At 69.5% G+C, this 21,719-nt stretch carries 19 protein-coding genes and 2 pseudogenes; 7 read left to right on the top strand and 14 right to left on the bottom strand.

Annotation, left to right across the window (positions count from 1 at the left end; all coding sequences use genetic code 11):
* Positions 1–56: 56 nt before the first annotated feature.
* Positions 57–1,289, bottom strand: a complete 1,233-nt coding sequence (locus tag QF037_RS44245; protein ID WP_307035374.1) for an MFS transporter — start codon at positions 1,287–1,289, stop codon at positions 57–59.
* Between the two features lie 118 nt (positions 1,290–1,407).
* Here QF037_RS44245 and QF037_RS44240 point away from each other — a divergent pair, with 118 nt between their 5' ends.
* From QF037_RS44240 to QF037_RS44230, 3 genes are all read left to right on the top strand, one after another.
* The gene (locus QF037_RS44240) at positions 1,408–1,914 is read left to right on the top strand and encodes a MarR family winged helix-turn-helix transcriptional regulator (RefSeq protein ID WP_307035373.1); all 507 of its coding nucleotides are present in this window, start codon (positions 1,408–1,410) and stop codon (positions 1,912–1,914) included.
* Positions 1,915–2,449: 535 nt separating this feature from the next.
* A complete protein-coding gene (locus QF037_RS44235; RefSeq protein ID WP_307035371.1) occupies positions 2,450–3,631 on the top strand; it encodes an LPXTG cell wall anchor domain-containing protein in 1,182 nt (393 codons plus the stop codon).
* A 52-nt stretch (positions 3,632–3,683) separates the two neighbouring features.
* The gene (locus QF037_RS44230; protein WP_307035370.1) at positions 3,684–4,238 is read left to right on the top strand and encodes a hypothetical protein; all 555 of its coding nucleotides are present in this window, start codon (positions 3,684–3,686) and stop codon (positions 4,236–4,238) included.
* A gap of 63 nt (positions 4,239–4,301) precedes the next feature.
* Here the strand turns inward: QF037_RS44230 and QF037_RS44225 are convergent, their stop codons facing one another.
* From QF037_RS44225 to QF037_RS44195, 7 genes and pseudogenes are all read right to left on the bottom strand, one after another.
* On the bottom strand, positions 4,302–4,664 hold the full coding sequence (locus QF037_RS44225) for a nuclear transport factor 2 family protein (protein WP_307035367.1): 363 nt from the start codon (positions 4,662–4,664) through the stop codon (positions 4,302–4,304).
* Positions 4,665–4,692: 28 nt separating this feature from the next.
* The gene (locus QF037_RS44220) at positions 4,693–5,574 is read right to left on the bottom strand and encodes a S66 peptidase family protein (RefSeq protein ID WP_307035365.1); all 882 of its coding nucleotides are present in this window, start codon (positions 5,572–5,574) and stop codon (positions 4,693–4,695) included.
* Between the two features lie 181 nt (positions 5,575–5,755).
* Positions 5,756–7,096, bottom strand: a complete 1,341-nt coding sequence (locus QF037_RS44215) for a ferredoxin reductase family protein (RefSeq protein WP_373463894.1) — start codon at positions 7,094–7,096, stop codon at positions 5,756–5,758.
* A 144-nt stretch (positions 7,097–7,240) separates the two neighbouring features.
* Positions 7,241–8,108, bottom strand: a pseudogene (locus tag QF037_RS44210) (MFS transporter).
* A gap of 193 nt (positions 8,109–8,301) precedes the next feature.
* Positions 8,302–9,423 carry a lipid II:glycine glycyltransferase FemX gene (locus tag QF037_RS44205; RefSeq protein ID WP_307035362.1) on the bottom strand — a complete coding sequence of 374 codons (1,122 nt, stop codon included), beginning with the start codon at positions 9,421–9,423 and terminating at the stop codon, positions 8,302–8,304.
* A 171-nt stretch (positions 9,424–9,594) separates the two neighbouring features.
* Positions 9,595–10,026: a hypothetical protein gene (locus QF037_RS44200; protein ID WP_307035360.1), complete on the bottom strand. Its 432-nt coding sequence runs from the start codon at positions 10,024–10,026 to the stop codon at positions 9,595–9,597.
* A gap of 107 nt (positions 10,027–10,133) precedes the next feature.
* Positions 10,134–10,604: a hypothetical protein gene (locus tag QF037_RS44195; protein WP_307035357.1), complete on the bottom strand. Its 471-nt coding sequence runs from the start codon at positions 10,602–10,604 to the stop codon at positions 10,134–10,136.
* A 212-nt stretch (positions 10,605–10,816) separates the two neighbouring features.
* Here QF037_RS44195 and QF037_RS44190 point away from each other — a divergent pair, with 212 nt between their 5' ends.
* Entirely contained in the window at positions 10,817–11,668 is an 852-nt protein-coding gene (locus tag QF037_RS44190) for a class I SAM-dependent methyltransferase (protein ID WP_307035356.1), read from the top strand.
* Between the two features lie 292 nt (positions 11,669–11,960).
* Here the strand turns inward: QF037_RS44190 and QF037_RS44185 are convergent, their stop codons facing one another.
* Positions 11,961–12,608, bottom strand: coding sequence for a DUF6461 domain-containing protein (locus QF037_RS44185; protein ID WP_307035354.1), 648 nt, complete (start codon positions 12,606–12,608; stop codon positions 11,961–11,963).
* 245 nt (positions 12,609–12,853) lie between these two features.
* Between QF037_RS44185 and QF037_RS44180 the strand changes: the two genes are divergently transcribed.
* Positions 12,854–13,876 carry a S66 peptidase family protein gene (locus QF037_RS44180; RefSeq protein WP_307035352.1) on the top strand — a complete coding sequence of 341 codons (1,023 nt, stop codon included), beginning with the start codon at positions 12,854–12,856 and terminating at the stop codon, positions 13,874–13,876.
* Between the two features lie 34 nt (positions 13,877–13,910).
* Here QF037_RS44180 and QF037_RS44175 read toward each other — a convergent pair whose 3' ends face one another.
* The 3 genes and pseudogenes from QF037_RS44175 to QF037_RS44165 all read right to left on the bottom strand — a co-directional run.
* On the bottom strand, positions 13,911–15,176 hold the full coding sequence (locus QF037_RS44175) for an alginate lyase family protein (RefSeq protein WP_307035350.1): 1,266 nt from the start codon (positions 15,174–15,176) through the stop codon (positions 13,911–13,913).
* Entirely contained in the window at positions 15,173–16,876 is a 1,704-nt protein-coding gene (locus tag QF037_RS44170) for a glycosyl hydrolase family 28-related protein (protein WP_307035348.1), read from the bottom strand. The genes QF037_RS44175 and QF037_RS44170 overlap by 4 nt, the downstream gene beginning before the upstream one ends.
* Before the next feature lie 207 nt (positions 16,877–17,083).
* A pseudogene (locus tag QF037_RS44165) lies at positions 17,084–17,638 on the bottom strand (AraC family transcriptional regulator); the annotation flags it as partial.
* Between QF037_RS44165 and QF037_RS51155 the strand changes: the two are divergent.
* Complete coding sequence (locus tag QF037_RS51155) at positions 17,558–17,773, top strand: hypothetical protein (protein ID WP_373464007.1); 216 nt, start codon at positions 17,558–17,560, stop codon at positions 17,771–17,773. The pseudogene QF037_RS44165 and the gene QF037_RS51155 sit on opposite strands and share 81 nt — an antisense overlap.
* A 191-nt stretch (positions 17,774–17,964) precedes the next feature.
* Here QF037_RS51155 and QF037_RS44160 read toward each other — a convergent pair whose 3' ends face one another.
* Complete coding sequence (locus QF037_RS44160) at positions 17,965–18,861, bottom strand: alpha/beta hydrolase (protein ID WP_307037688.1); 897 nt, start codon at positions 18,859–18,861, stop codon at positions 17,965–17,967.
* Between the two features lie 297 nt (positions 18,862–19,158).
* Positions 19,159–19,599 carry an OsmC family protein gene (locus QF037_RS44155; RefSeq protein WP_307035346.1) on the bottom strand — a complete coding sequence of 147 codons (441 nt, stop codon included), beginning with the start codon at positions 19,597–19,599 and terminating at the stop codon, positions 19,159–19,161.
* A gap of 673 nt (positions 19,600–20,272) precedes the next feature.
* Here QF037_RS44155 and QF037_RS44150 point away from each other — a divergent pair.
* On the top strand, positions 20,273–21,694 hold the full coding sequence (locus tag QF037_RS44150; RefSeq protein ID WP_307035344.1) for a family 2B encapsulin nanocompartment shell protein: 1,422 nt from the start codon (positions 20,273–20,275) through the stop codon (positions 21,692–21,694).
* Positions 21,695–21,719: the final 25 nt, after the last annotated feature.

Genomic DNA, 21,719 nt, shown 5'->3' with positions numbered 1-21,719 from the left:
GCTCCTGGGGCCTTGAGTGGTCTTCGGGTGGATGTGAGAGGTCCGTGCCGGGTGTTTCAGGCGCCCAGCGTGATCAGGGCCGCGATCGCCGGGCCGAAGGCGCCGCCCAGCTGGTAGCAGAGGTTGAACAGCCCGATCGCCATGGGGCGCTGGGCGGCGGGCGCGGCCTGGATGGCGTACACCGCGAGGGTCGCCTGGCCCGCGCTCGTCGCGAAGACGGCCAGCGTCGCGACGATCAGGAGCAGCGGCGCCCACGGGGTCAGTACGGCCGTGAGCGGGGCCAGCGCTCCGACCGTGAGCAGGATCGTCAGCACCCGCGGGCGGCTCATCCGGGCGGAGGCCGCGGCCAGGACGATGGAGAGCGCCGAGCCCGCGAGGAGGGCGGCCATCTGGCCGGTGCCGATGGTGGAGGTCGACCAGCCGGTACGGTCGCCGAGCAGCTGCGGGATGGTGAAGAGCAGCGTGAAGTACGAGGTCGCGAGGGTGCAGGCGAGCAGCGCGGAGAGGACGAATGTCCGGCTGCGCAACAGTGCTGCCGGGACGAAGCCCGCGGGGCGGGACCGGATATGCAGGGCCAGCAGCGCGGCCATCACCAAGGAGGCGGCCACGGCCGGGAGCGGATAGCGCGTGACGAGCACCAGTGCCGTCGCCATCAGGATCAGAAGGGCGGCACCCCGGCCGTCGAAGGGGGAGCTCGCTCGCGGTGGGCTCGATGCGGCTTGGCGCATGATCGCCGGCAGGGCGAGGAGCGCGACCGCCCCCACCGCGAGGGACACCCGCCAGGAGGTTATGCCCGCGATCGCCGAGCCGAGCAGTGGCCCGGCCGCCCCCAGCACCCCGAAGCCCGCCGTGATCACGCCCATCCTGCGAACGGAGCCCGCCAGGCTCATCGCCGCGGTGACCAGGCCCGCGCCGCCCACCGCCTGGGCCGCCCGGCCCGCCATCGCCAGCGGCAGCCAGGGCGCCACGGCGACGATCGCGGTGCCGGCCACGATCAGGGCCGCGCTCAGCCGGAGCACGCTGTGCAGCCCGCGGCGGCGCAGTAAGCCCGCCATCAACGGGGTGCCGACTGCCAGGGCCCAGGCGAAGACCGTGACGAGCCAGGTCGCCGAGGCCGTGTGGATGCCGAGCGAGTCGGCCATGTCGGGGAGGATCAGCACCGGGGCGTTGGCGCTCGCGGCGAGCGGGGTGGCCAGCAACGCCAGCCATCCGGCAGAGACTTGCGGCAGCGCCTGCGGGGCGGCGGGGTGCGGGGTCTGCGCGGCGGGGCGAAGGGCGAGCTCGGGCATCGGGGGTGCTCCTGTCGTTCAACCTTGATAATCTCAACGTTGAGATAAAAGCAGCCCGACTCTTTCAACGTCAAGTCTCTTAACGTTGAAAGAGTTTTCCTGGGGAGGAACAGCGGAGATGAGCGATGCCGTGGACGCGATCATCGGCCAGTGGGCCAAGGAGCGCCCCGATGTGGTGGAGGACCTGTGGCCGGTGGAACTCTTCGCGCGGATCCAGCGGCTGGCCCGGGTCATCGACAAGACCGCCAAGGCCTCAGCCGCCGCACACGGAGTGGAGCACGGCGAGTTCGACGTGCTCACCACGCTGCAGCGCTCCGGACCTCCCTACGCCCTCACCGCCGGCGCCTTCCTCAAGGCGTCCATGGTGACCTCCGGCGCCATCACCAACCGCATCGACAAGATGGAGGCCAAGGGCCTGGTCGAGCGGGTGCGCGAAGGCGACGACCGGCGCACCGTCAAGATCCGCCTCACCCCGCACGGACACGAGGTCACCCGGACCGCCTTCGCCGACCATCTGGCGAACTACGCACAACTGCTCGCCGACGTGGACCGCGACCTGGTCGACAAGACCGCCGACGCCCTCCGGCAGATGCTGGAGGCCCTCGGCGATACCGCCATCAAGTGACGGCCCACTTCCCCCGGTCCGGCCAGGCTGCTCGGGGGCCTTCCGGCGGCGGCTCGGACCACACGGGCCTGCGCCCGAGGTGGTCAACGGCCGCCTCACGGACACGGCCTCGACGCCATGCGAGAGGGCCAGATCGACGCCCGCCCGCCTGACCGCCAGGCCCTCGTCCCGCACGTAGTACCACCGGAACAGCTCCGGCGTCGCCCACTTCAAGGGCGCCGGATCGCTCGGGCCCCCTCTCGCCAGGCGCAGGAAGGCGAGGGTGTGGTCCAGATCGGCGTACGTCGGCGTGAACGAATCCCTGAGCTCCGCCAATTCCGGCGCCGGGGCGGCCTCGTAGACCTCGGGGCGCGGGGCGCGACGGAGGCGATCCCGTCACCCTGAGTCCGCGCCGGACGGCGTGCGATGAGGTGATCATCAGCAGAGGATGCGCCGGACGTGCAACCCTCCGAGATCGGCAGGAGTCTAGCGACCGAAGGACTGTTCTCCTGGCAGACTCCGTCCGTCCACCTGCGCTCCAACAGAGGATCCATCCATGCCAATAGCGCCGCACAACCGTCGCGCCTCCCGTGCCGCAGTCGCCGTCCTCGGCGCTGCGGGCCTGCTCGCGCTGGGCGCGGCTCCCGCTGCCTACGGCGATGAACCCGCACCCGAATTGGTCGTTGGAGGCATCAAAGCACTCGACGGGGTGAAGCCGGGGAGCAGCTTCGATCTGCCGGTCACCGTGGCGAACAAGAGCACCGTAGCGGCGGAGAAGGTGTGGGTGTCCTACTACGTCACCCGAGGACTCGACTTCGCGGAGGTTCCCTCCAACTGCTGGGTACAGCACGTCCGGCCCTACGACGAGATGCCCGAGAGATGGACGGCGGCGTGCGGGTTCGACCAGGTGGTGGAGCCGGGCGTCGTCTATACACCCGAAAAGCTGCTGCGTGTCACGACACTGGACCGTGCGCTCAACGAGGAGCTGCGCGTGCGCGTCGCGGACGTCGAACCCGGAGTTGACGACAACGGCACAACACCGGTGACGGGAACCGCACCGGCGGTGAAACTGGTCGAGGGACAGGCCGGGAGTGCGGGGACCACAGGAGTTGTCACTGTCCCCGTCACCGCGGTCAACACGGCCGACTACCAGGTGACGGGTGCCGCGCTGAAGGGGAGCGTCGGTGACACGGTGACGATGAAGGCGACGTTCACCAACGCCGGGCCCGCCTGGGTTCAGCCCAGGCAAGGGGACAAGTCCGTCCAGGTCATCATCACACCTCCCGCCGGAACGTCCGTCGTCAAGCGCGGCCAGTTCTGCCGCGCGGAGGGCAGGACGTACTTCTGCGGCATGCGGTCGCTCTATGAGGGCAGCGGAGAGACCTACACCTTCGAGCTGAAGATCGACAAGCGGGTGTCGGGCGCCAAGGGCTCGGTGGCGCTGAGCACGGAAGCGCGGCCGTTCGACCCCGACAAGGACAACGACAAGGCCGACATCACGCTGGACGTCACAGGCGGGGAGTCGGCCGGCCCGACGGACAGCCCCACCCCTGGCTCCGACAGCTCGGCCGGCGGGTCGTCGTCGACCGGCGGCAACGAGACGACGCCGAACGGCGGCTACTTGGCAGAGACCGGCTCCTCGACGCTCCCGCTCACCGGCGCGGCCGCCGCGGCAGTGATCACGGGTGCGGCCACGCTCCTCATCGTGCGCCGCCGCCGTAACCAGGGAGCGAGCTGACGCAGGAGAATCCTTGGGCCGGAGAGATGCTCTTCGGCCTAGGATCTCGAGCGTGTTCAGATCAGGGGTGGGGTTCCTCGCGTTGTTCGGGCTCGGCTGGTGGCTGCTGGGCTCGAGCGCGTTCGACGGGTTGACGCGGCTGGTTCTGATCGCGGTCGGCTGTGCCGTCACGGCGGCGCTGATGCTTTCCGCGCGCCGCTTCCTTCCCTCGTCGGCAGGGGGACCGTTCCCCGTCGACCGACGTCGGCGGTTCAACCAGATCAACGGACTCCAGTGGCTGTTGATCCTCGTGATCGTCGCAGTCTGCCGTCACATCGGCGCGCCGGTGCTCGTCCCCCCACTGGTCGCGATCGTGGTCGGGCTCCACTTCCTGCCACTGGCAGCGGTGTTCGAGCAGCCCCGACTGCGCACACCGGCCGCCTTGTTGATCGCTTCCGGCACGGCGGGCATGATCGTCTGGCTCACCGATGTCCCCGACGAAACCGTTCGCCTTGTAGTGGGCCTCACTTCTGGGCTCTCTCTGTGGGGCATGGCGATATGGACAGTGGCAGGAACGGCATCCGCTGCCGGGCAAGAGGCGGGAGACAGAGGATCTGTCGGCGCGTGACAGCCATCCCGTCTCGGTCGCAGAGCGCGTACGTGCGAGATCGACTGCGGGGCGGACCCGTGTTCAGCTGGTCAAGGTTCCCTGGTGGAAGTACATCCGCCAGCCCGTGTCCGTCAGGCGCCACAACGAACTACGCCAAGTCCGGCGGCCTTGGTTCTCCGCCAAGTACGTGAGGTGGACGACGCCCGGAGCAAGCACGGCACCGGACATCTCACTGACCTCCACAGGAGAGTCCGCAGACACCGAGCCTCCGCTCGTGACGCTGAGGATCGACTCCACATCCCATCGGCGCCCAGAAGCGCCGATCTCGGTGAACTCCGAGTCCAAAAGCGCCAGGACACGGGCCGGAGAAGCACGCACCTCGGGGTCGAGAAGCCGCAACTCTCCATCGATGGCCGCTTGCACAGCCTGCTCCCTCTCATCCATCACGCTGAGACCCTAGACGACTGCCGGCTCAACGGTGAGGGTTCCGGTGGCTGTGTCGATGGTCGCCCGGGTGCCCAGGGGGGATGGTCGGGGGATGGTTGCCGTGCCCTGCGGGGAGTCCGCCCAGGACGGGGACGCCGAGTGCGGCCAGTCGGTCGTGCAGTACGTCGCGGATGCCCCATCCGCCGAGTGCCGGGTCCTCGGCGTCGCGGTCGAAACCGAGGAACTGGCCGAGGGCGACGCCGCGCAGCCCGTCGAGCGCCCGGGAGCGAGTGAGCTGGGTCAGTGCGCGATCGACCTCACCGAGCCCGGTTCCTCGCTGGTGTTCGAGGAAGAGAATCGCCCCCTGCAGGCTGGGCAGGCCGGCTCCCGTCTCCGTGCGGATCGCGATGAGGTTGCCGCCCATCAGGATGCCCGTGGCTGTGCCGTCCACGGTGACGTCCACGGTGGCCTCGGACGCGTCGCGATGCAGGGTCACCGGGTCGGTGGTCATCAGCGCGCAGCGCAGGGACTCGGCGGACGCGGGCCCGGTGTAGGTGTCGTGGGATTTGGCGAAGGGGCCGAGGAAGCTGGCCAGACGGCATCGTGACCACACGGCGAGGTGGAGGTGGGTGATGTCGCTGAAGCCGACGACAGGTTTGGGGTCACGTCGGAGGGCGTCCGTGGCGAGGTCGTCGACAATGCGGTAGGCGCCTTTGCCGCCCCGAGCGGCGATCACGGCGCGCACCCCCGGATCGCGGAACGCCGCGTTCAGGTCGAAGACACGGTCCTCGTCGCGGCCGGCCATGTAGCCCCACTGATCGAAGACGTGCTCGCCCAGCTCGACCCGAAGGCCCCACGAGGTGAGCAGTTCGACACCCCGGGCGACTTCTTCCCGACTCGGCGAACCGGCCGGAGCGACGATCCGCACCCGATCTCCGGACCGCACCCGCGGCGCCCTCAATACTTGCGGATTCCGGGAGTGATCCATCCGACGATTCTGCGCGGACCGAGCCCGCAACCGGGCAACGGTTTCACCAAGGGACGACCGCGTCCACACCGGCGTGCAGCCCAGTTCGACGCCCTACGTCTCCAGGCGTGACCCCGTCCGGTCAGGCCAACCCGAACCTCTCGGCGTGCACCTGTCGTGCGGGGACGCGCAGGTCGCGCAGGCCGGCCAGGACGGCCGCCGTCATGGCCGGCGGCCCGCACACGTATACGTCGCGCGTGGTGATGTCGGGAACCAACTGGTACAGGCTGCCCGCGCCGAACGGCGGGACGCCACCCTCGCCGGTCCGGCCGGTGAGCAGGCGGAGGCGTCCGCCCCGCAGGGCCAACAGGCGGCGCACCTCGTTCAGCAGGACGGCTTCGGCCTCACTGCGCACCCGGTACAGCACGACGACGTCACCGCTCGTCTGCTCCTCCAGCATGGCCCGCACCGGCGTGATCCCCACGCCACCGGCGATCAGCAAGGCCCCGGGTCGGCTCCGGTGCAGCGAGGTGAACGCGCCGTAGGGTCCTTCGACGTAGGCGCGGCTGCCGACGGGGAGGTTGCGCAGGCCGGCGCTGGCGCTGCCCACGGCCTTCGCCGTGAGGCGCAGTCCGCGCCCGTCGGGCGCCGCCGAGAGCGAGAAGGGGTTCGCGAGCCACCAGTGGTTGTGGCCGGGGAACCGCCAGATGCAGAACTGACCCGCCCGGGCCGGGAGTTTGTCGAGGTGTCGGCCGGTGACATACACGGAGACCACGTCGTGCGACTCCGGCACCACGGCCGCCACGCTGAACCGGTGGTAGGCGTTGCGCCACAGCGGCACGACGAGGCGCCCGGTCAGCAGCGCGCCGAAGGCGAACAGCCACAGGATCCACCAGTAGGCGGTGGCGAAAGCGGAGGACGTGAACGTGGTCGTCTCCTGCAACTGGTGTACGAACGCCAGGCCCAGGGCCACGTAGAGCAGCAGGTGCAGACCGTGCCAGACCTCGTACCGCAACCGCCTGCGCAGGGACCGGGTGGAGACCAGGGCGATCACGACGATGACGGCCGCGGCCAGCATGCCCAGCAGTGAGGCCGGCACCCCGCTCAGCGCGACGAACGTCTTCGCCATGGAGGTGTCGTCGAGTGTCGCGTAGCCGAGGACCACGAGTGTCGCGTGGGTCAGGACGGTCCACAGCAGGGTGAAGCCGACCCAGCGATGCCACACCGTGAGCCGGTCCATGCCGATACGGCGGTCCAGCCACGGCAGCCGGGCCACGAGAAGCAGTTGCAGCAGCATCAGCAGGGCCGCGTGCAGTCCGAAGAACTTGGCGACCGTGAGCACCTCGTTCTTGCCCGATCCGGCACTGACGAACAGCGCCTCGACGATCACCACGTTGGCGATGACGAATGTCCACATCGCCCAGCGCGCCGCGTCCACCGGAAGCACAGTGCCCGTCCGCACCGTATGACTCTCCGCCACCATGGTTGCCCCTCACTCCCCCGGGGCCGCGGTACGCGTGCGACCCGTGTGCACAAACCCATGAAGACCGAGGATTTTGGCCGGATACGCACCTCGATCGCGTAAGAATACGGCCGATGGGCCGGTTCCGTTCATGCCGGAACCTTCCTATCTGACCGCCAATCGGCGCATACAGCCCCCGACGAGCAGTACCGTGCAGGCCACGACAGTCAGCAGCCCTCCTGCGAGGATGGCGGCACGCACATCGGCGAGCGACAGGATCAGTCCGCCGAGCGCGGCGCCCGCCGCGATGCCGGCGTTGTAGGCGCCGGAGTTCGCCGCGAGGGCGATGTCGGTACGGCCCGGTGCGCAATGCAGCATCGCGTTCTGGGTGGTCATTGAACACCGGCCCGAGAGTACCGCCCATCAGCAGTCAGCGCGGCCTGCGGAAAGCGGTCCAGCAGCACCCCGGTCATGCTCACCCCGGCCAGACAGGCAACACCTCTTCTCCCGGACACGAGGTCGGCAACAGCACGGCGATGGTCACAAGAGAGACGAGTCCCAGGACCGCCAGTACGGCGACGGGTGCTTGCCAGTGGCTCTGCCGGCCCAGCCAGGTCCCGACGGGAACACCGAGTACGAGCGCGAGCGAGCCGGCAACCGACAGTGCCGCCACGACACGGCCGCGGACCTCGGGCGCGAACAGGCCTACCGCGACCGGTCCCATCACAGCCCAGAACGGCGCCTGAGCGAGCGCGGTCAGCAGCCGCGCCGCCAGGAGCAGCCAGTACGAGGTCGCCAGCGCGGCCATGAGACTGGACACGACCAGGGCGGCGAGGGCCCCCGTGAGCACATGACGTCGCGGGACGGCCCGTACGGCGTGGGCGAGCGGCACGGATGCCTCGGCCACCGTCACGCCGTATCCCGTGACCAGGAAGCCGACCGCCGGCAGAGGCACCCGCAGGCCTTCGGAGATGAGTTCCAGCAGGCCGACGGGCAGGTTCTCCGCCGTATTGAAGGTGAAGGCGGCCAGCATCAGGCCCCCGAGCACCGCCGGCCTGTGCCATGGACCCGGGTGCGTCGCAGTCCCGCGGTTTCGTCCTGGCCTCGCCCGTCGGGCCTGCTCCGTGGCACCGTCCATGGAGCTACCTCACCGACCTCCCCCATCCCACTGCAACCGCATCCGGCGGCGCATCCGCGTCGACGATCAGCACGCGGCAACCGCAGCGTCAGCGGCGGGACATGTAGAGGTCGAGAGCCTTGTGCAGCACCTTGCTGATGGGGAAGTCCCACTCGCCGAGGTATTCGACGGCCTCGCCGCCGGTGCCGACCTTGAACCGCAGCAGTCCCAGCAGGTGGTTGCTCTCCTCCAGGGTGTCGGTGATGCCGCGGAAGTCGTAGACGGCAGCTCCGAGCGCGTGGGCGTCGCTCATCATCCGCCACTGGATGGCGTTGTTCGGCTGGACCTCGCGCTTGCGGCTGGTGGAGGCGCCGTAGGAGTACCAGGCGTGCTCGCCGACCATCAGCATCGTGGCCGCCGCGAGCACCTCGCCTTCGTGCTGGGCGAGGTAGAGGCGCATGCGGTCAGGGTCCTCGGCCTTGAGCGCGGTCCACATCCGCTGGAAGTAGGCTGGCGGGCGGGGAATGAACCGGTCCCGCTCGGCGGTCTCCACATAGATCTCGTAGAAGGCGGGCAGGTCCTCGTATCCGCCCTGGACGACCTTGACGCCGGCCTTCTCCGCCTTCTTGATGTTGCGGCGCCACTGCTGGTTCAGGCCCCGCTGGACCTCCTCCAACGACCGCCCGGCGAAGGGCACTTGGAAGACGTAGCGCGGTTGGCCCGCGGCGAAGCCGTCCTCGCCTCCGGGCTCGGTCTGCTGCCAGCCCATCCGGCGCAGCCGGTCGGCGAGGTCGAAGGCGCGCGGCTCGCGCACGGTCGCCTCCACGTCCCGCAGTCGCCCCGCCCGCGGGTCGGCGATCGCCGCCTTGACCGCCTCGGCACTCCAGCGGCGAGCCACCACGGGCGGCCCCATCTTCACCGAGACCGCGCCCCGCTCCTTCAGGTACGCGAGCATCGGCTCGAGCCATCGCTCCAGATCCGGCGCGGCCCAGTCGATGACCGGCCCCTCGGGCAGGTAGGCCAGGTAGCGCTTCAGCTTCGGCAACGGCCGCAGCAGTACCAGTCCCGCGCCGACGAGACGGTCGCTCTCGTCGAACCATCCCAGGCTCTCCGCCCGCCAGTCCGGCTTCACATCGCCCCACGAGGGAACCTGCATGTGACTGACCGCAGGCCGGGCCCGGACGAAGGCCAGGTGATCCTCACGGGTGATCGCCTTCAGGCGAAAGCTCATGCGCAGCGCTCCTTAGCTCGATGCACAAGCATACTGAGGCGTACGTCACATCCAGGTTCGCCGTGCACAACGGACGCGCGGACCGCCGAGAACGCCGACGGGACCAAGGGTCCGCCAGCAAACTGACGGACCCTCATGCGACACCGAACTGAAGGGCCCCGCTCTGCCTTGTCAGGCGGGGCAGAGAGGAAGTCCGGGAACCGGCTCGTAGTTGTTGCCTCCGGAGACCTTGGTGGCGGGGAACCAGCCCCAGCCGCCGTACTGTACGGCTTCGTCGCCCTGGGTCCACAGCCACCAGTTGTTACGAGCGTTTCCGACCGCCGGGTTCTCCCAGTCCGGGATTCGCTTCTGACAGGCGAACCAGTTGGTACCCGCGTAGAGGTAACCCGTCTTCAAGTACGCGGAGTTGCTGCCGCGGCCCACATCGCCGCTCTGGTAGTTGTAGCAGTACGTCGTGTTCCACGTGGTTCCGGCGTAGTCGGTGACCCTCGGGCCCGCCCCCGAGCAGCCGGCCGCCGCAGAGGCCGGCGAGGCCCCGACGAGAGTCCCGGTCGCCATCACCGCGGCCGCGAGGGCCGTCCCCATGCTCTTCTTGACATCCATCCCGAACTGCTCCTGCCGCCTGATCCAGGACTTGAGTGGAGTGCACACCGCGGCTGCGGACGCGACGGTCAGGCGGCCCGCGACGCAGGCCGCCGATCGCACGGCTGTCACCAGACGCCGCTCTGGACATACGGGTTGACGGCCCGGAAATTGCTGTCGTAGCTGGCCCTGAACACATAGTTCGGGTCGGACTGGGTGAGCCAACCGGACGTGTGCGCGTAGCCGGTGCCGTCCGAAAGGTAGGTGCCGTCGGCGAAGGACCAGGTCCTGCCACCGTCCGTGCTGATGTCCAGCCAGATCCAGCCGCGCAGGTCCCAGCCGGAGCCGACGAGGCGCCCCCAGCCGTACTGGTAGCCGTTGTACGTGCCGGAGCGGAGCTCGATGCCGATGGTGCCGCGCTGGTTCGGGGCGTGGGTCACGCGATTGGTGGTGGCCATTACCTGGTCGGTGTTGATCGTTGCGGGTGCCGCGTGCGCGGGTGTGGCGAAGGCCGCGACACCCAGCGCGCCCAGCGATCCCGCCACCGCCGCGGACCCGGCCGACCTCAACAACATCCTGCGGTCCATGGAGCGACTCATGGGTTCCCCCTCGTCTCGGAAGTAGAGGATCAGTCCTACAAACAGCGACGTGGACAGACCATAGCCAGACAGCGGCCGCTCAGCTCCTGACACTTGTCAGGGCAACCCCGTCCCAGAACGCAGTTGCGACAGGCCCCACTGTCACGGTGAGCGCCCGCCCCGGCCGGCTCCCCTCATAAGGACCCTTGGAATCGACCTTCTAGGCTGGCGCGGTGACTGATGAGCAGGAGCGGGTGCAGCCGTCGGGAGTGTGGGCCACGGCCGTGGGGGTGGCCAGGGTGCGGGCGCTGGAGACCGAGCGGGAGAACGCGCTGTTCCGCGACCCACTGGCACAGGCCTTCGCCACCGCAGGCGGCCTGTGGCCCTCCTCGCCGCCGCTGCCCGACGATGAGGCGACGCGACGCCGCCGACTGGCCGTGTCGTTCTCCATCGTCATCAGGACGCGGTTCCTCGACGACTTGTTGCAGCAGGCCTCCGCGTCCGGGGTCCGGCAGGTCGTGCTGCTCGGCGCCGGCATGGACAGCCGGGCCTTCCGGATGAACTGGCCCGAGAACACCCGGCTGTTCGAGGTCGACACCGCCGCGCCACTGGATTTCAAGGCTGCGGTGCTGCGCCAGGAGCGGGCCGTCGCACGCTGCGAGCGGATCCCCGTCCCGGTGGATCTGCGGGAGGACTGGCCCGGCGCGCTGGCCGCCGCAGGCCACGACCCGACGGTGCCCACCGTGTGGATCGCCGAGGGACTGCTGATCTATCTGCCGGAGGACGCGGTGGAGCTGCTTCTGGCCCGGATCAGCACGCAGTCGGCGCCGGGCAGTCGGATGGGCCTGACGTTGGGCTCGCGCGGCGTGATCGAGCGCTTCGGCGCGGACGCCGCGCCGGGATCGGCGGCGTCCATGTGGGTCTCGGAGATGCCCGACGACCCGGTGGTCTGGCTGGCCGGGCACGGCTGGGAGGCCGACAGCCACACCCTGCGCGAGCGCGCTGCCGCCTACGGCCGCCCGATCAGCGCCCCGCCGCAGCACGAGGAGGGACCCGGCGGACTGATCTCGGCGGTCCGCCCGTAGAGCGCCTCCCCGTTCCCCGCAAGATCGATTGCGCAGTGCGTGGGTCACTGTCAGCGGGACAGTGTGCAGGGCCGGGCGCGAGCGCAGGGAGTCTCCGGCTCGGGCAGGAAAGAGGACGAGATCCGCGGCAGTAGCCTGCGGCTGACGGCACGTGGATCAAGGCAGACTCGTGTGCGTACACCTCCGCGACCGCGTCATAGAAGTCCCGGATGGAGGCGCTGTCCTTCCGGTCAGTATGCGACAGGCCTCCAACCCCATGATCAGCCGACCCCGCAGGGGCCCGCCGAGGCTCTCATCGCCGATGGATCTCGACAGTCCCAGGCGGAACCGGTCCCTCGCCCGCGTAGGTATCCCCCAGTGGCGCCGACGGCCCGTCGTCCTCGACGAGCGTCAGAGTGGGCCAGGGTCTGGCGAGGGTGGCGTCGTCCAGGGTGATGCCGAGGTGGTCCAGTACGAGGGCCACCGCAGGTGCCATCCCGGCATCCTCGCCTTCGTGCGCGGCAAGCGCCGTTTCGACCCGATCCCACCAGGGACCCAGCGGTTCGGACCGGGTGTGCTCCATGCCGGGCTCGAAGTACTCGACGCACTCGCCGTCACGCCAGTACTGGAAGACGTCGATGCCGTCGGTCGTCGCCAGGCTGTACGTCTCAGTGCCACGGGACAGTCCCGCGAGCGTCCCTTCCCCGAAGCCGATGCCGCCTTCCTCCTCGACGCAGAACGCCCATTCACCGATCCTGCCTGCCCGCAGCAGCGAGACCATGCCGTCACCGGAGTCACCCGGGACCAGGTCCGAGGCCGTGTCCCAGTCGAGCGGGCGTGCCTGTTCCGGATCGGCCCCGTACCGGGTGAAGACCTCCTCGGTGTTCAGGTCGCGGGTGAAGGTGACGCACATCCAGGCCACCGCCCAGCGCAATGAATCCGTGTCCGCGCCTGTCCTCATGCCCTGCCCCCGTCGTTCACCTCAGTACCGCTCACCGGTCCTGCCTGTTGACCGTCGAGGCTATGGCAACTTGACCAGGACCGCCTCGACGACGTCACAGCTTCACGCAGACGCTCCTGGCCTGCTCCCGCCAATAGACAAGCTGAACACGGGTGTTGAGGGTGCCCGGGTGGTCCTGCCCCAAGACGCGCAGCCGGTCGGCCAATTGTGTCGCGTGGTGCTGAGAGTGTCGGGATACTTCCTCGGTGAGCCTTACCGCGTTGCCTCAACTGCTTCGTCCTCGCGCCCTGAGGATCGGCGATCTCGTCGTGATCGCAGCGCTGTCAGGGCCGCTCCACGCCGTGAACGAGCCCGACCTCGAGCAGGCGGTGGTCGTGCTCGAGCGGATGGGTTTCCGTGTGCGTCGGGCGCCGCTGCTCGAAGCGGGGCGGCATCGTTGGTGGAGCGCGGCTCGACCGGCGGAGATCGCCGAGGAGTTCAATGGACTGCTGCGCGATCCCGAGGTGCGCGCCATCATCGCGCATGACGGCGGCCAGAGCGTGCTCGGCTACCTCGACCTGATCGACGTGGAGGCGATTGCCGCCGATCCCAAGCCGATCCTGGGCTACAGCGACATCTCCCTGTTGCATCTGGTGCTCTACGCGCGCACGGGTCTGGTCGGCTTCCATACCGACCTGGCCACCCCGGGACTCGGCGGGCACTGGCAGCGCGCGCCCGCAGCACGCAGCACGGAACTGGAGAAGCTCTACTCGACGCTGCTGACCGGTACGGAGCCGATCGGTGCGCTGCCGGCCACCCCGTCGTGGGAGTGCTGGCGTACCGGTCGCGCCGAAGGCCGCCTCATCGGCGGGGTGATCAATCGCATCGTGCTGGCGCAGGCGACGCCTTTCGCGCTGCCGCTCGAACGGTTCGACGGCGCGGTGCTGTTCTGGGAGGAGGCGGGCGGCCAGGCCGCGTACGTGTGGAGTTATCTCCAGGTACTGCGCCATGCCGGAATCCTCGATCGGATCTCCGGCATGGTCGTGGGCATCCCGCACGCGATCGACGGACTCGACTCGCCCGACGCGTCACCGACCCTGCGTGAGATCGTCCTCGATGTCCTCGGCGACCGGGACATCCCGGTCGTGGGCAACGTCGAGTTCGGTCATGCCGGCCCGAATCTGCCGATGCCCGTCGGTATTCGCGTCGCCCTCGACGCGCACCAGCGGACCTTGTCGCTGCTCGAACCGGCGGTACGCCCGCTCGCGGCGACCGCGCCGGGCGGCTGAGCCCGGTCCGTGGTCCGGCGGGCGTCCTGGCCGGTCAGCCCGCGATCGAGTCCAGCTGCTCCGCCGCCGGGCGCAGCGCCCACAGGTCGCCGCCCGGCGGTTCCTGGAGCAGGGGGACCGCGCGCCGGGCCCGGTTGCCTCCGGCGTCGGCGGCCGCGTGCACCACGTCGGTGGCCGCGTACCGGTGGAAGTCCAACTCCGGATGTGGCCAGGGGGCCGTGGCCGTCGCCGCGGGCAGCAGGTAGTCCACCGCTTTGAACAGGCTCTGTCCGTCGGGTCCCCGGTAGGCCCACAGATCCACCCCGACGTGGCGTCCGATGTCAGCGAGCCGGGTGTAGGCCACGAGGTCGAAGGTGGAGTAGTGCCAGCTCCTGGTCCGGGCCAGTTCCTGGGGCTGGCTGCCGTCGGCGGCGATCTGCGGTGCGATGCGCCGGGCACGGGCGTCCAGCACGGTCCGGCGGGCGAGGCCCTTGTCGCCGGTCGCGTAGGCGAGACCGGCGAGCAGCAGGTCGTAGAAGGTGCCGTGGTTGTTGGTGGCGGCGGCCTCCTGCGTACCGAAGTCGCTGTGCGCGAGCCAGTCGAGGAAGTCGGCGTTCCATCGCGTCATGGCGGTGCGGTCGGTTCGGCTCCAGCCCGGTGCGCCGGTTTCCAGCAGGGCGATCGCGTCGAGGACGGCGGTGTAGGACTGGGAGAAGTCGATGATGCCGATGGCCCGGCCGTCGTATTTGCAGGGGATGGACTGCGCGTGGTCCAGGTTCGGGTTCATCCGGGTGTCGGGGTCCAGGAACCAGGTGCGCAGCACCTGCCCGGCCTTCTCGGCGTAGCGCCGGTCGCCGGTGTAGTACCAGGCGAGGGAGAGGTCGTAGGCGGAGTCGAAGGTCTTCTCGACGTCCTGGCGGTCGGTGCCGGAGTCGACCTCGGGGTTGCGCTCGCCGTCGCGCTGGACGTACGGGCAGCCCCAGGGGTTGTCGGTGGTGGGGGCTTGGCTGGGCCACCAGTAGGGGGCCTGGCTGAGGTAGTCGTGGACGTCGCCACCGGGCGCGGGGCGGGGCTTGTCGACGACCGTCCAGGGGCCCTGGTCCAGCCATCGGTCGGCGTGGGCCGTCAACGCCGCTACGGTGCGCCGGAGTTGTCGGTCCCCGCGGTCCAGGCGCAGCTTGGTCTGCTGCATCCGGGGGCCGTCCAGGACCACCGTGTACGGGAGGCGCGGCGTGCTGTGAGCAGCTGTCGGCGCCGAGAGGCCGGTGGTACAGGCGGCGAGGACCATGACGAGGAGGCAGAGGCGGGAGCGCGTGCTCATCGTCGGCCCTCGTCCCTGTCGGTGGGTGCGAGTCTGCGTTGGGCCTCGTACAGGTTCGGCGGCCGAACGGCGTGCGGGCTGCCGTACAGCTCCAGACGTGTGTGCAGGTCGCCCGTGAAGTCGGGTACGTCGATCTGGTCGAACTCCTCGACCTCGTCGATGCCGACGGTCGCGGAGTAGGGGGCCAGGCCGTCGATCCGCACCAGGCCCGCGCGGTGGTTGGTGACGCGGATGTTCCAGTGGACGAAGCGGGCGCCGAAGAGCGGTCCGGCGCTCGCGTCCCCGCCGTGGCGGCCGGTGTTGTTGACGGTGATGTCGGTGCGGACGTTGGCGAAGGGAAGGCCGCGGTGGCTGTCGAAGGTGCCCATCCGCATCTCGCCGCGCGTCCATACGTTGTACGACGACAGCCCCTCGACGTTGATGCCGTGCAGTTGGGTGTTGGCCGGGGCCGGGGTGGTGCGCTCCTCGATGGTGAAGTCCTCGACGAGATTGTCGTGCGAGCCCTCGCGGCAGAAGTAGGGGTGGTGGGAGCCGCGGCCCGTGACCTTCGTGCGGCGCAGGGTGCACGCGGAGGCGGCCACCAGTCCGAAGCCGTTGTCGACGTGGCGGACGGTGACGTCGTCCACCCAGCAGTCGTAGGCGCACTGCAGGACGACGCCGTTGTAGCCGGTGTCGAGCAGATGCGGCTGCTGCGGGGTCTGCACGGCCTCCAGGGCCAGGCCTTCCACTCCTGCGCCGGTCAACGCCTTTACGTGGGTGGTGAGTTGCGGGTTCCACTGCGGGCGCAGGTCCAAAGGGAGCGGTCGTTCGAGGGTGATCCGGCGGCCGCGGACGCGGGTGATGCGTACGGGCCATTCGTAGGGGACGTACGAGGTCAGTTTCGTCTTGTCGTCCCAGACGTAGCCCTGGGGTCCGGGGCCGCCGCCGCACATGTGCTCCAGCAGCGTGTGGTCGGTGTCGTCGGACAGTCGCAGCAGGACCAGGTCGCCGGGGCGCAGCGACGATGGGTCGGCGGCCGTCACCGTCCAGGAGCCTTGGCGGGCCGGATCCAGGGCGGTGAGCGGGCGCCATTCGTCGCGGCGGTTTCCGGTCCAGCCCTCGAAGGGCCAGGCGCGGGCCCGGATCGCGGCGACGAGGGTGGTCCAGCGGGCTTCGGGGGCCAGCCAGATCAGGCCGCCCGCCCAGGACCAGGAGGACTTGTCGCCGCCGTAGCGGGAGCCGTACACCCCGATGAGTTCGGTGAGGCTCTTGGTCGCGCGGAGCGTGGTGCGGCCGCTGCCGGCGCCGCGGAGGACCACGTGGCAGTGGCCGATGCGGATCACGTCGTCGATGCGGTATGTGCCCGGCGGGATGGTGACCGTGCCACCGCCGGCCCGACCGGCAGCGGCGATGGCACGGTTGATCGCGGGTGCGCAGTCCGTCGTGCCGTCCGCCACGGCGCCGAAGTCACGGACGTCGGCGACGACCCGGTAGCGCGGGAGGCGGCTCGCCCCGCCGCGGCAGCCTGCCCGCCCGACGAAGGGGATCTGGGGGTGGGTGAGGGGCGTGCGGGTGAACTCGCCCCACAGCCGCGGTACTTCGGTCGTCGTACCGGCTCCGGGTCCGGTCGCTGCCGCGGAGTGGGCTCCGGCCGTCACAGTCCCGGCTCCTGCCGCCACGGCGACGGCGCCACCCAGCAGGGTTCGCCTTGTCAGGCTCATGACATTCCGGGAGTCTTCGGTGCCCGCTCTCGTAATCCCCATATCCGTCCGCCCTTCCATGCGCTTTCATGGATGTGAACGAGGTTCAAGTCCGTGTCGAGCGGTGAGCATGCCACGCACCCCATGCCGACGAAAGAGGTCGCGCACAGGTTTCTGGTACAGACCTGGCGCGGGACCGGCCCAGCCGGGCAAAGTGGGTGAGTGGCGTCAGCTCGCCGACCGTGTCTCGCGCATGCGGTATTCGCTCGGGCTGATGCCGTGTTCTTTCTTGAACGCGTTGCTGAAGGCGAAGGCGTTGGCGAAGCCGACGCGGTCGGCCACCACAGCGAGGGTCGTGTCGGGCTCACGCAGCAGGTCGGCGGCGAGCGCCGGGCGGTGTTGCCGCAGGTAGGTCATGGGCGGTTGTCCGGCCAGGGCGGTGAAGCGTCGGGCGAGGTGGGCCCGTGACACGCCGGCCTTCGCCGCGAGAGCGGGCAGCGTCCACGGGTGGGCGGGGTCGGCCTGCAACAAGCGCAGTGCGGAGCCGACCACAGGGTCGCTCTGGGCCCGGTACCAGGTGGGGAGTTGGGCGTCTGGGCGGGTGAACCAGGCACGTAGGGCTGTGATCAGCAGCAGGTCCATCGTCCGGTCCAGCAGGATCCGCTGCCCGGGTTCTTCACGGGTGATCTCTGCGAAGGTCGAGTGACTGACCGGACAGGTCCCCACGGACGCCTCGATCACGGCCGGCGGTGGCAGGGCCGCGAGCAGCCGCAGCTGTCCATCGGCCTGTACGAGCACGTCCGCTCCGGCGGCCTGGCCTCGCTCGGCGACGGCGTCCAGCGTGCGTTGGGCCGCGCTCCCCGGGACTTCTCCGACTATGTCGAGGCCGCCGCCCGCGAGGGTGTCCGGAACGCCTGACCATCTGGAACACCACCGCGAACGTGAGCTCGCGCTCGGCCCATCGGTCGATCGGCGGGGGTCACGGGCACCGAGTCCCCCGAACTGTCCTGGTACGAGGGGCGATTGGCCACCCGGCTCCGCGAGGACCCTCCACGCTCCGAGCGGCACCGGCACCCGTGGCCTGCGATTTCTTCGCGTGGCCTGTCCCCCTACCCTGCGAGCGTGTCCAGGATCTCCGCGACCGGGATGGGATCCAGAGGGCCGACGTGTGACGCCTCGGGAAAGTCGTGCACGCGGAAGCTGTTGCCGGGTGTGAACGCGTCGGCTTCCGCGATCATTCTGTCCTGGAGGGCGGTGGCGATCGTCCGGTCCTTGCCGAAACGCAGGTAGGTGCGGGGAATGCGTCCCCAGCTACCGGCGCGGCCGACCGCTCGGCCCGCATACGCGGTGATGGGCTCGTCGGTCTGCATGCCGGCCAGCATCCGGCGGAATTCGGCGTCGGGGTAGTCCGCGCAGATCATCTCCCTCAGGAGGGCCAGCGCACGGCTGTCACCTGTCCGGAAGTTCAGTCGGAATACACCGAGCCGGTCCAGGTCACCCACCGCCAGCTCGACCGGACTGACGGCGTTCGCGTTCTCGGGTGCCGCCGTGCAGGCGTCCGCTGTGGGCAGGGCGCGGCTGGGACAGAACGCCGCCATGTAGCAAATGTGGTGCAGCAGATGCGGGACGGCATCGCCGACACGGCTGACCGATACGCCACCCAGGCTGTGCCCGACCAGCACCACCGGGCCGTTGCGAGCCGCCCGCCGCACGATGCCCGTGACCCGCGCCTCGTAGTCCTCCAGCCCGATCCCCTTCAGCGGAGAAGGCTCGGCCGCCATCGCTTCGAGGTCCTGCCGCTGATACGACTCCGGCACGAAAGCCTCCGCGCCATGGTGCGGCTGGTCCACCATGACGACGCGGTGACCGCGCAGCGTCAGCTCCCGCGCGATCGGCATCCAGAACGCGCCGGCGCTGTGCGTACCGTGCACCAACACGTAGGTGGTGGGCCCGCGACGCGGGTTCGCCGCGGCCGGCGAGGTACCGAGCCCGGTGGCCAGTGCCATGCCCCCCACCGCCAGTCCCAGCCCACGCAATGCCGTCCGCCTGGTCGCACCTGTTCGTTCTTCGTTCGTGTCATCCGTCATGAGGACGACGCTATGAACGGGCCGCTTGTCCTGCCAGCGGTCCAGCACCACCACGGGGGTGGACCCAGCACCACCTTCCCATGCGGCCGTTCCGGGGACAGGGCCAGGACCGGCAACTCGGCCGCCTGCATTCGGATGCGCTCCCGAAGGCCCCGTACACAGGCGATCGCTCCCCCCATGTGCATCGCATTCGGCGACCCGCGCGCCTCGAAGCGGTCAGGCGCCCTCGATCACCGCCTTGACGGGCGTGCCGATCTCGACGGTGCGGCTCACCGTGCAGAGCCGGTCGTGGGAGGCCTTGACCGCCCGGGGAAACACGATCCGGGCCCGTTCCGCGCCTTCGCCGTCCGGAAAGTCGACGGAGAACGTGACGACCAGGTCGGTCATCCTGTTGCCGAGCTCGTCGCCGACCTTGTTCCCCGTCACCTCGACGGAGAACTTGACCGGCTCCGCGTGGCGGCTGGTCGCCACATCGACGTCCACCGCCGTGCAGCCTCCGATCGCGGCGAGCAACAGCTCCACCGGCGTGAAAACGGCATCCCCCTCGGCATCGGAACCGGTACCGAAGCTGATCGTGCTGCCGCGCGCGTTCGTCGCGGTGAAGTGGCCGAGGCTGGTTCGCTCGACGGTGACGGAGCGCAGGGAGTTGTCGGTCATGCCGTCGAGACTATCCGGGTGGCGGGCAGCTCGGAGGAGGCGGTGAGGCGAGTCGAAGTGTCCCGCCGGCTGACCTTCTGATCGCACCGATTCGGACTTGGTCCGGTCCCGGCGGCATGGTCGGGTGCCGGACTCGCGGCGAGGGATTCTGTCCTGGTAGCGGAATCGCCGGAAGTCGAAGTGCCCATGCCCGTCGCCGGCGCGGGCGTCCAGCGTCTCCGGCTTCCCGGCCGGACGCGGGCACCTGAGCGTCGTATGAGCCGCACCTGTCGGTGCACCCACGGAACAGAGTCCGTACCGCTGATCGGATCACTTCCTGCTCGCCGTCGCGGGCCGGCTCGGGGGGCAAGCCGCCTTGGGTGGTCGCTCGCCTCTCCCCCAGCGTCAAGCGCTGCCTCGACGCGGGACCACGCTGAGCCCTGCGGGACCCGTCGCTGCTCGATGAGGGTGGCGCAATGTCGCTCCTTGGTCCGACAAACCGGATTCGATTGATTGTCACCGCTTCGAAGGAAGCCGCTGGGATCTTCGGGCGGGCGGCTCAACCGGCCTTTACCGTCCTGCACGTGGATGGATCACTCAAGTCCTCCCTTCCCACTGCCGAGTTCTCCCTGTCCCCTTACCGGCGTACACCTGTGCGCCGGCCGCCCGGCCACGCAAGGAGCAGCCCACCCCGATGACCGTGGACAGCAGCCCGGAAACCCAGGCCGCACCAGCCGCGCCCGTGCCGCAGCAGTCCCTGAGTACCGCCGCCGCACGCAACCTCACCACCACCACGAAGTCCGCCCCGCAGATGCAGGAGATCACCTCCCGCTGGTTGCTGCGGATGCTCCCCTGGGTCGAGACCAACGGCGGTGCCTACCGGGTCAACCGACGGTTGCGTCATACCGTCGGCGACGGGCGCATCGAGTTCGTGCAGGAAGGCTCCACGGTCCGTGTGATCCCCCGCGAACTCGGTGAACTGGCCTTGCTGCGGGGCTTCGAGGACCTGGACGCCCTCACCGCCCTCGCCGAGCGCTGCACACAGCGCGACTTCACTGTCGGCGAGGTCATCGTCGAGCGCGGCAGCCCGGCGGACCGGATCCATCTGATCGCCCACGGACGCATCAGCCAGTGCGCCGAGGGCAAGTACGGCGGAGAGATCATCCTCGCGGTGCTCGCGGACGGCGACCACTTCGGTGAGCATGCCCTCCTGGACGCCGACGCCCACTACGACTACACGGCCACCGCCGAGACGTCCGGCACCCTGCTCACCCTCTCCCGTAGCGACTTCGCCGCCGTGCAGGACTCCGCGCCCCTTCTCCGCGCCCACGTCACCGAGTTCGCTTCCGGCACCCGGCGACGGCAGAACAAGCACGGTGAGGCCGAGATCGCCATGTCGGCCGGCCATGTCGGCGAGGCCGATCTGCCGAGCGCCTTCGTCGATTACGAGCTCAAGCCACGTGAGTACGAACTCTCCGTCGCGCAGACCGTTCTGAGGATCCACACTCGGGTCTGCGACCTCTACAACGGTCCGATGAACCAGACCGAGGAGCAACTCCGGCTGACCATCGAGGCGTTGCGCGAGCGCCAGGAGCACGAGCTCATCAACAACCGTGAGTTCGGGCTGCTGCACAACGCCGACTTCAAGCAACGCATCCAGACGCATTCCGGCCCGCCGACCCCGGACGACATGGATGAGCTGCTGTGTCGCCGCCGCGGCACCAAGTTCTTCCTCGCCCACCCGAGGACGATCGCCGCGATCGGACGCGGCTTCAACGCCTGCGGGCTCTACCCGGACCACGTCGATCTCGGCGGGCAGTCCGTGCCGGCCTGGCGCGGGGTCCCGATCCTGCCCTGCAACAAGATCCCGATCAGCAAGGAGCAGACCAGCTCCATCCTCGCCATGCGTACGGGAGAGAAGAACCAAGGAGTCATCGGCCTGTGGCAGACAGGGCTGCCGGACGAGGTCGAGCCGGGGCTCTCAGCACGGTTCATGGGCGTCAACGAGCAGGCGGTCATCTCCTATCTCGTCAGCACGTACTACTCCGCCGCGGTGCTCCTGCCCGACGCGCTCGGCGTGATGGAGAACGTGCAGATCGCCCGCGGACGTGGCTGAGGGCATGCCACGCGGAACGGGCTGA

It is taken from the genome of Streptomyces canus, assembly GCF_030815415.1.
Lineage (GTDB): Bacteria > Actinomycetota > Actinomycetes > Streptomycetales > Streptomycetaceae > Streptomyces > Streptomyces canus_F.
Note: the sequence above shows the minus strand (reverse complement) of the source record. Positions and strands in the feature narration are given on the sequence as shown.

Excerpts from the sequence above, each read along its gene's own strand:
- QF037_RS44200 (WP_307035360.1), bottom strand. The coding sequence starts at position 10,026 with ATGGATGTCAAGAAGAGCATGGGGACGGCCCTCGCGGCCGCGGTGATG.
- QF037_RS44195 (WP_307035357.1), bottom strand. The coding sequence starts at position 10,604 with ATGAGTCGCTCCATGGACCGCAGGATGTTGTTGAGGTCGGCCGGGTCC.
- QF037_RS44185 (WP_307035354.1), bottom strand. The coding sequence starts at position 12,608 with ATGAGGACAGGCGCGGACACGGATTCATTGCGCTGGGCGGTGGCCTGG.
- QF037_RS44160 (WP_307037688.1), bottom strand. The coding sequence starts at position 18,861 with ATGGCACTGGCCACCGGGCTCGGTACCTCGCCGGCCGCGGCGAACCCG.
- QF037_RS44240 (WP_307035373.1), top strand. The coding sequence starts at position 1,408 with ATGAGCGATGCCGTGGACGCGATCATCGGCCAGTGGGCCAAGGAGCGC.
- QF037_RS44215 (WP_373463894.1), bottom strand. The coding sequence starts at position 7,096 with ATGGTGGCGGAGAGTCATACGGTGCGGACGGGCACTGTGCTTCCGGTG.
- QF037_RS44170 (WP_307035348.1), bottom strand. The coding sequence starts at position 16,876 with ATGAGCCTGACAAGGCGAACCCTGCTGGGTGGCGCCGTCGCCGTGGCG.
- QF037_RS44205 (WP_307035362.1), bottom strand. The coding sequence starts at position 9,423 with ATGAGCTTTCGCCTGAAGGCGATCACCCGTGAGGATCACCTGGCCTTC.
- QF037_RS44225 (WP_307035367.1), bottom strand. The coding sequence starts at position 4,664 with ATGGATGAGAGGGAGCAGGCTGTGCAAGCGGCCATCGATGGAGAGTTG.
- QF037_RS44235 (WP_307035371.1), top strand. The coding sequence starts at position 2,450 with ATGCCAATAGCGCCGCACAACCGTCGCGCCTCCCGTGCCGCAGTCGCC.
- QF037_RS44175 (WP_307035350.1), bottom strand. The coding sequence starts at position 15,176 with ATGAGCACGCGCTCCCGCCTCTGCCTCCTCGTCATGGTCCTCGCCGCC.
- QF037_RS44150 (WP_307035344.1), top strand. The coding sequence starts at position 20,273 with ATGACCGTGGACAGCAGCCCGGAAACCCAGGCCGCACCAGCCGCGCCC.
- QF037_RS44245 (WP_307035374.1), bottom strand. The coding sequence starts at position 1,289 with ATGCCCGAGCTCGCCCTTCGCCCCGCCGCGCAGACCCCGCACCCCGCC.
- QF037_RS44155 (WP_307035346.1), bottom strand. The coding sequence starts at position 19,599 with ATGACCGACAACTCCCTGCGCTCCGTCACCGTCGAGCGAACCAGCCTC.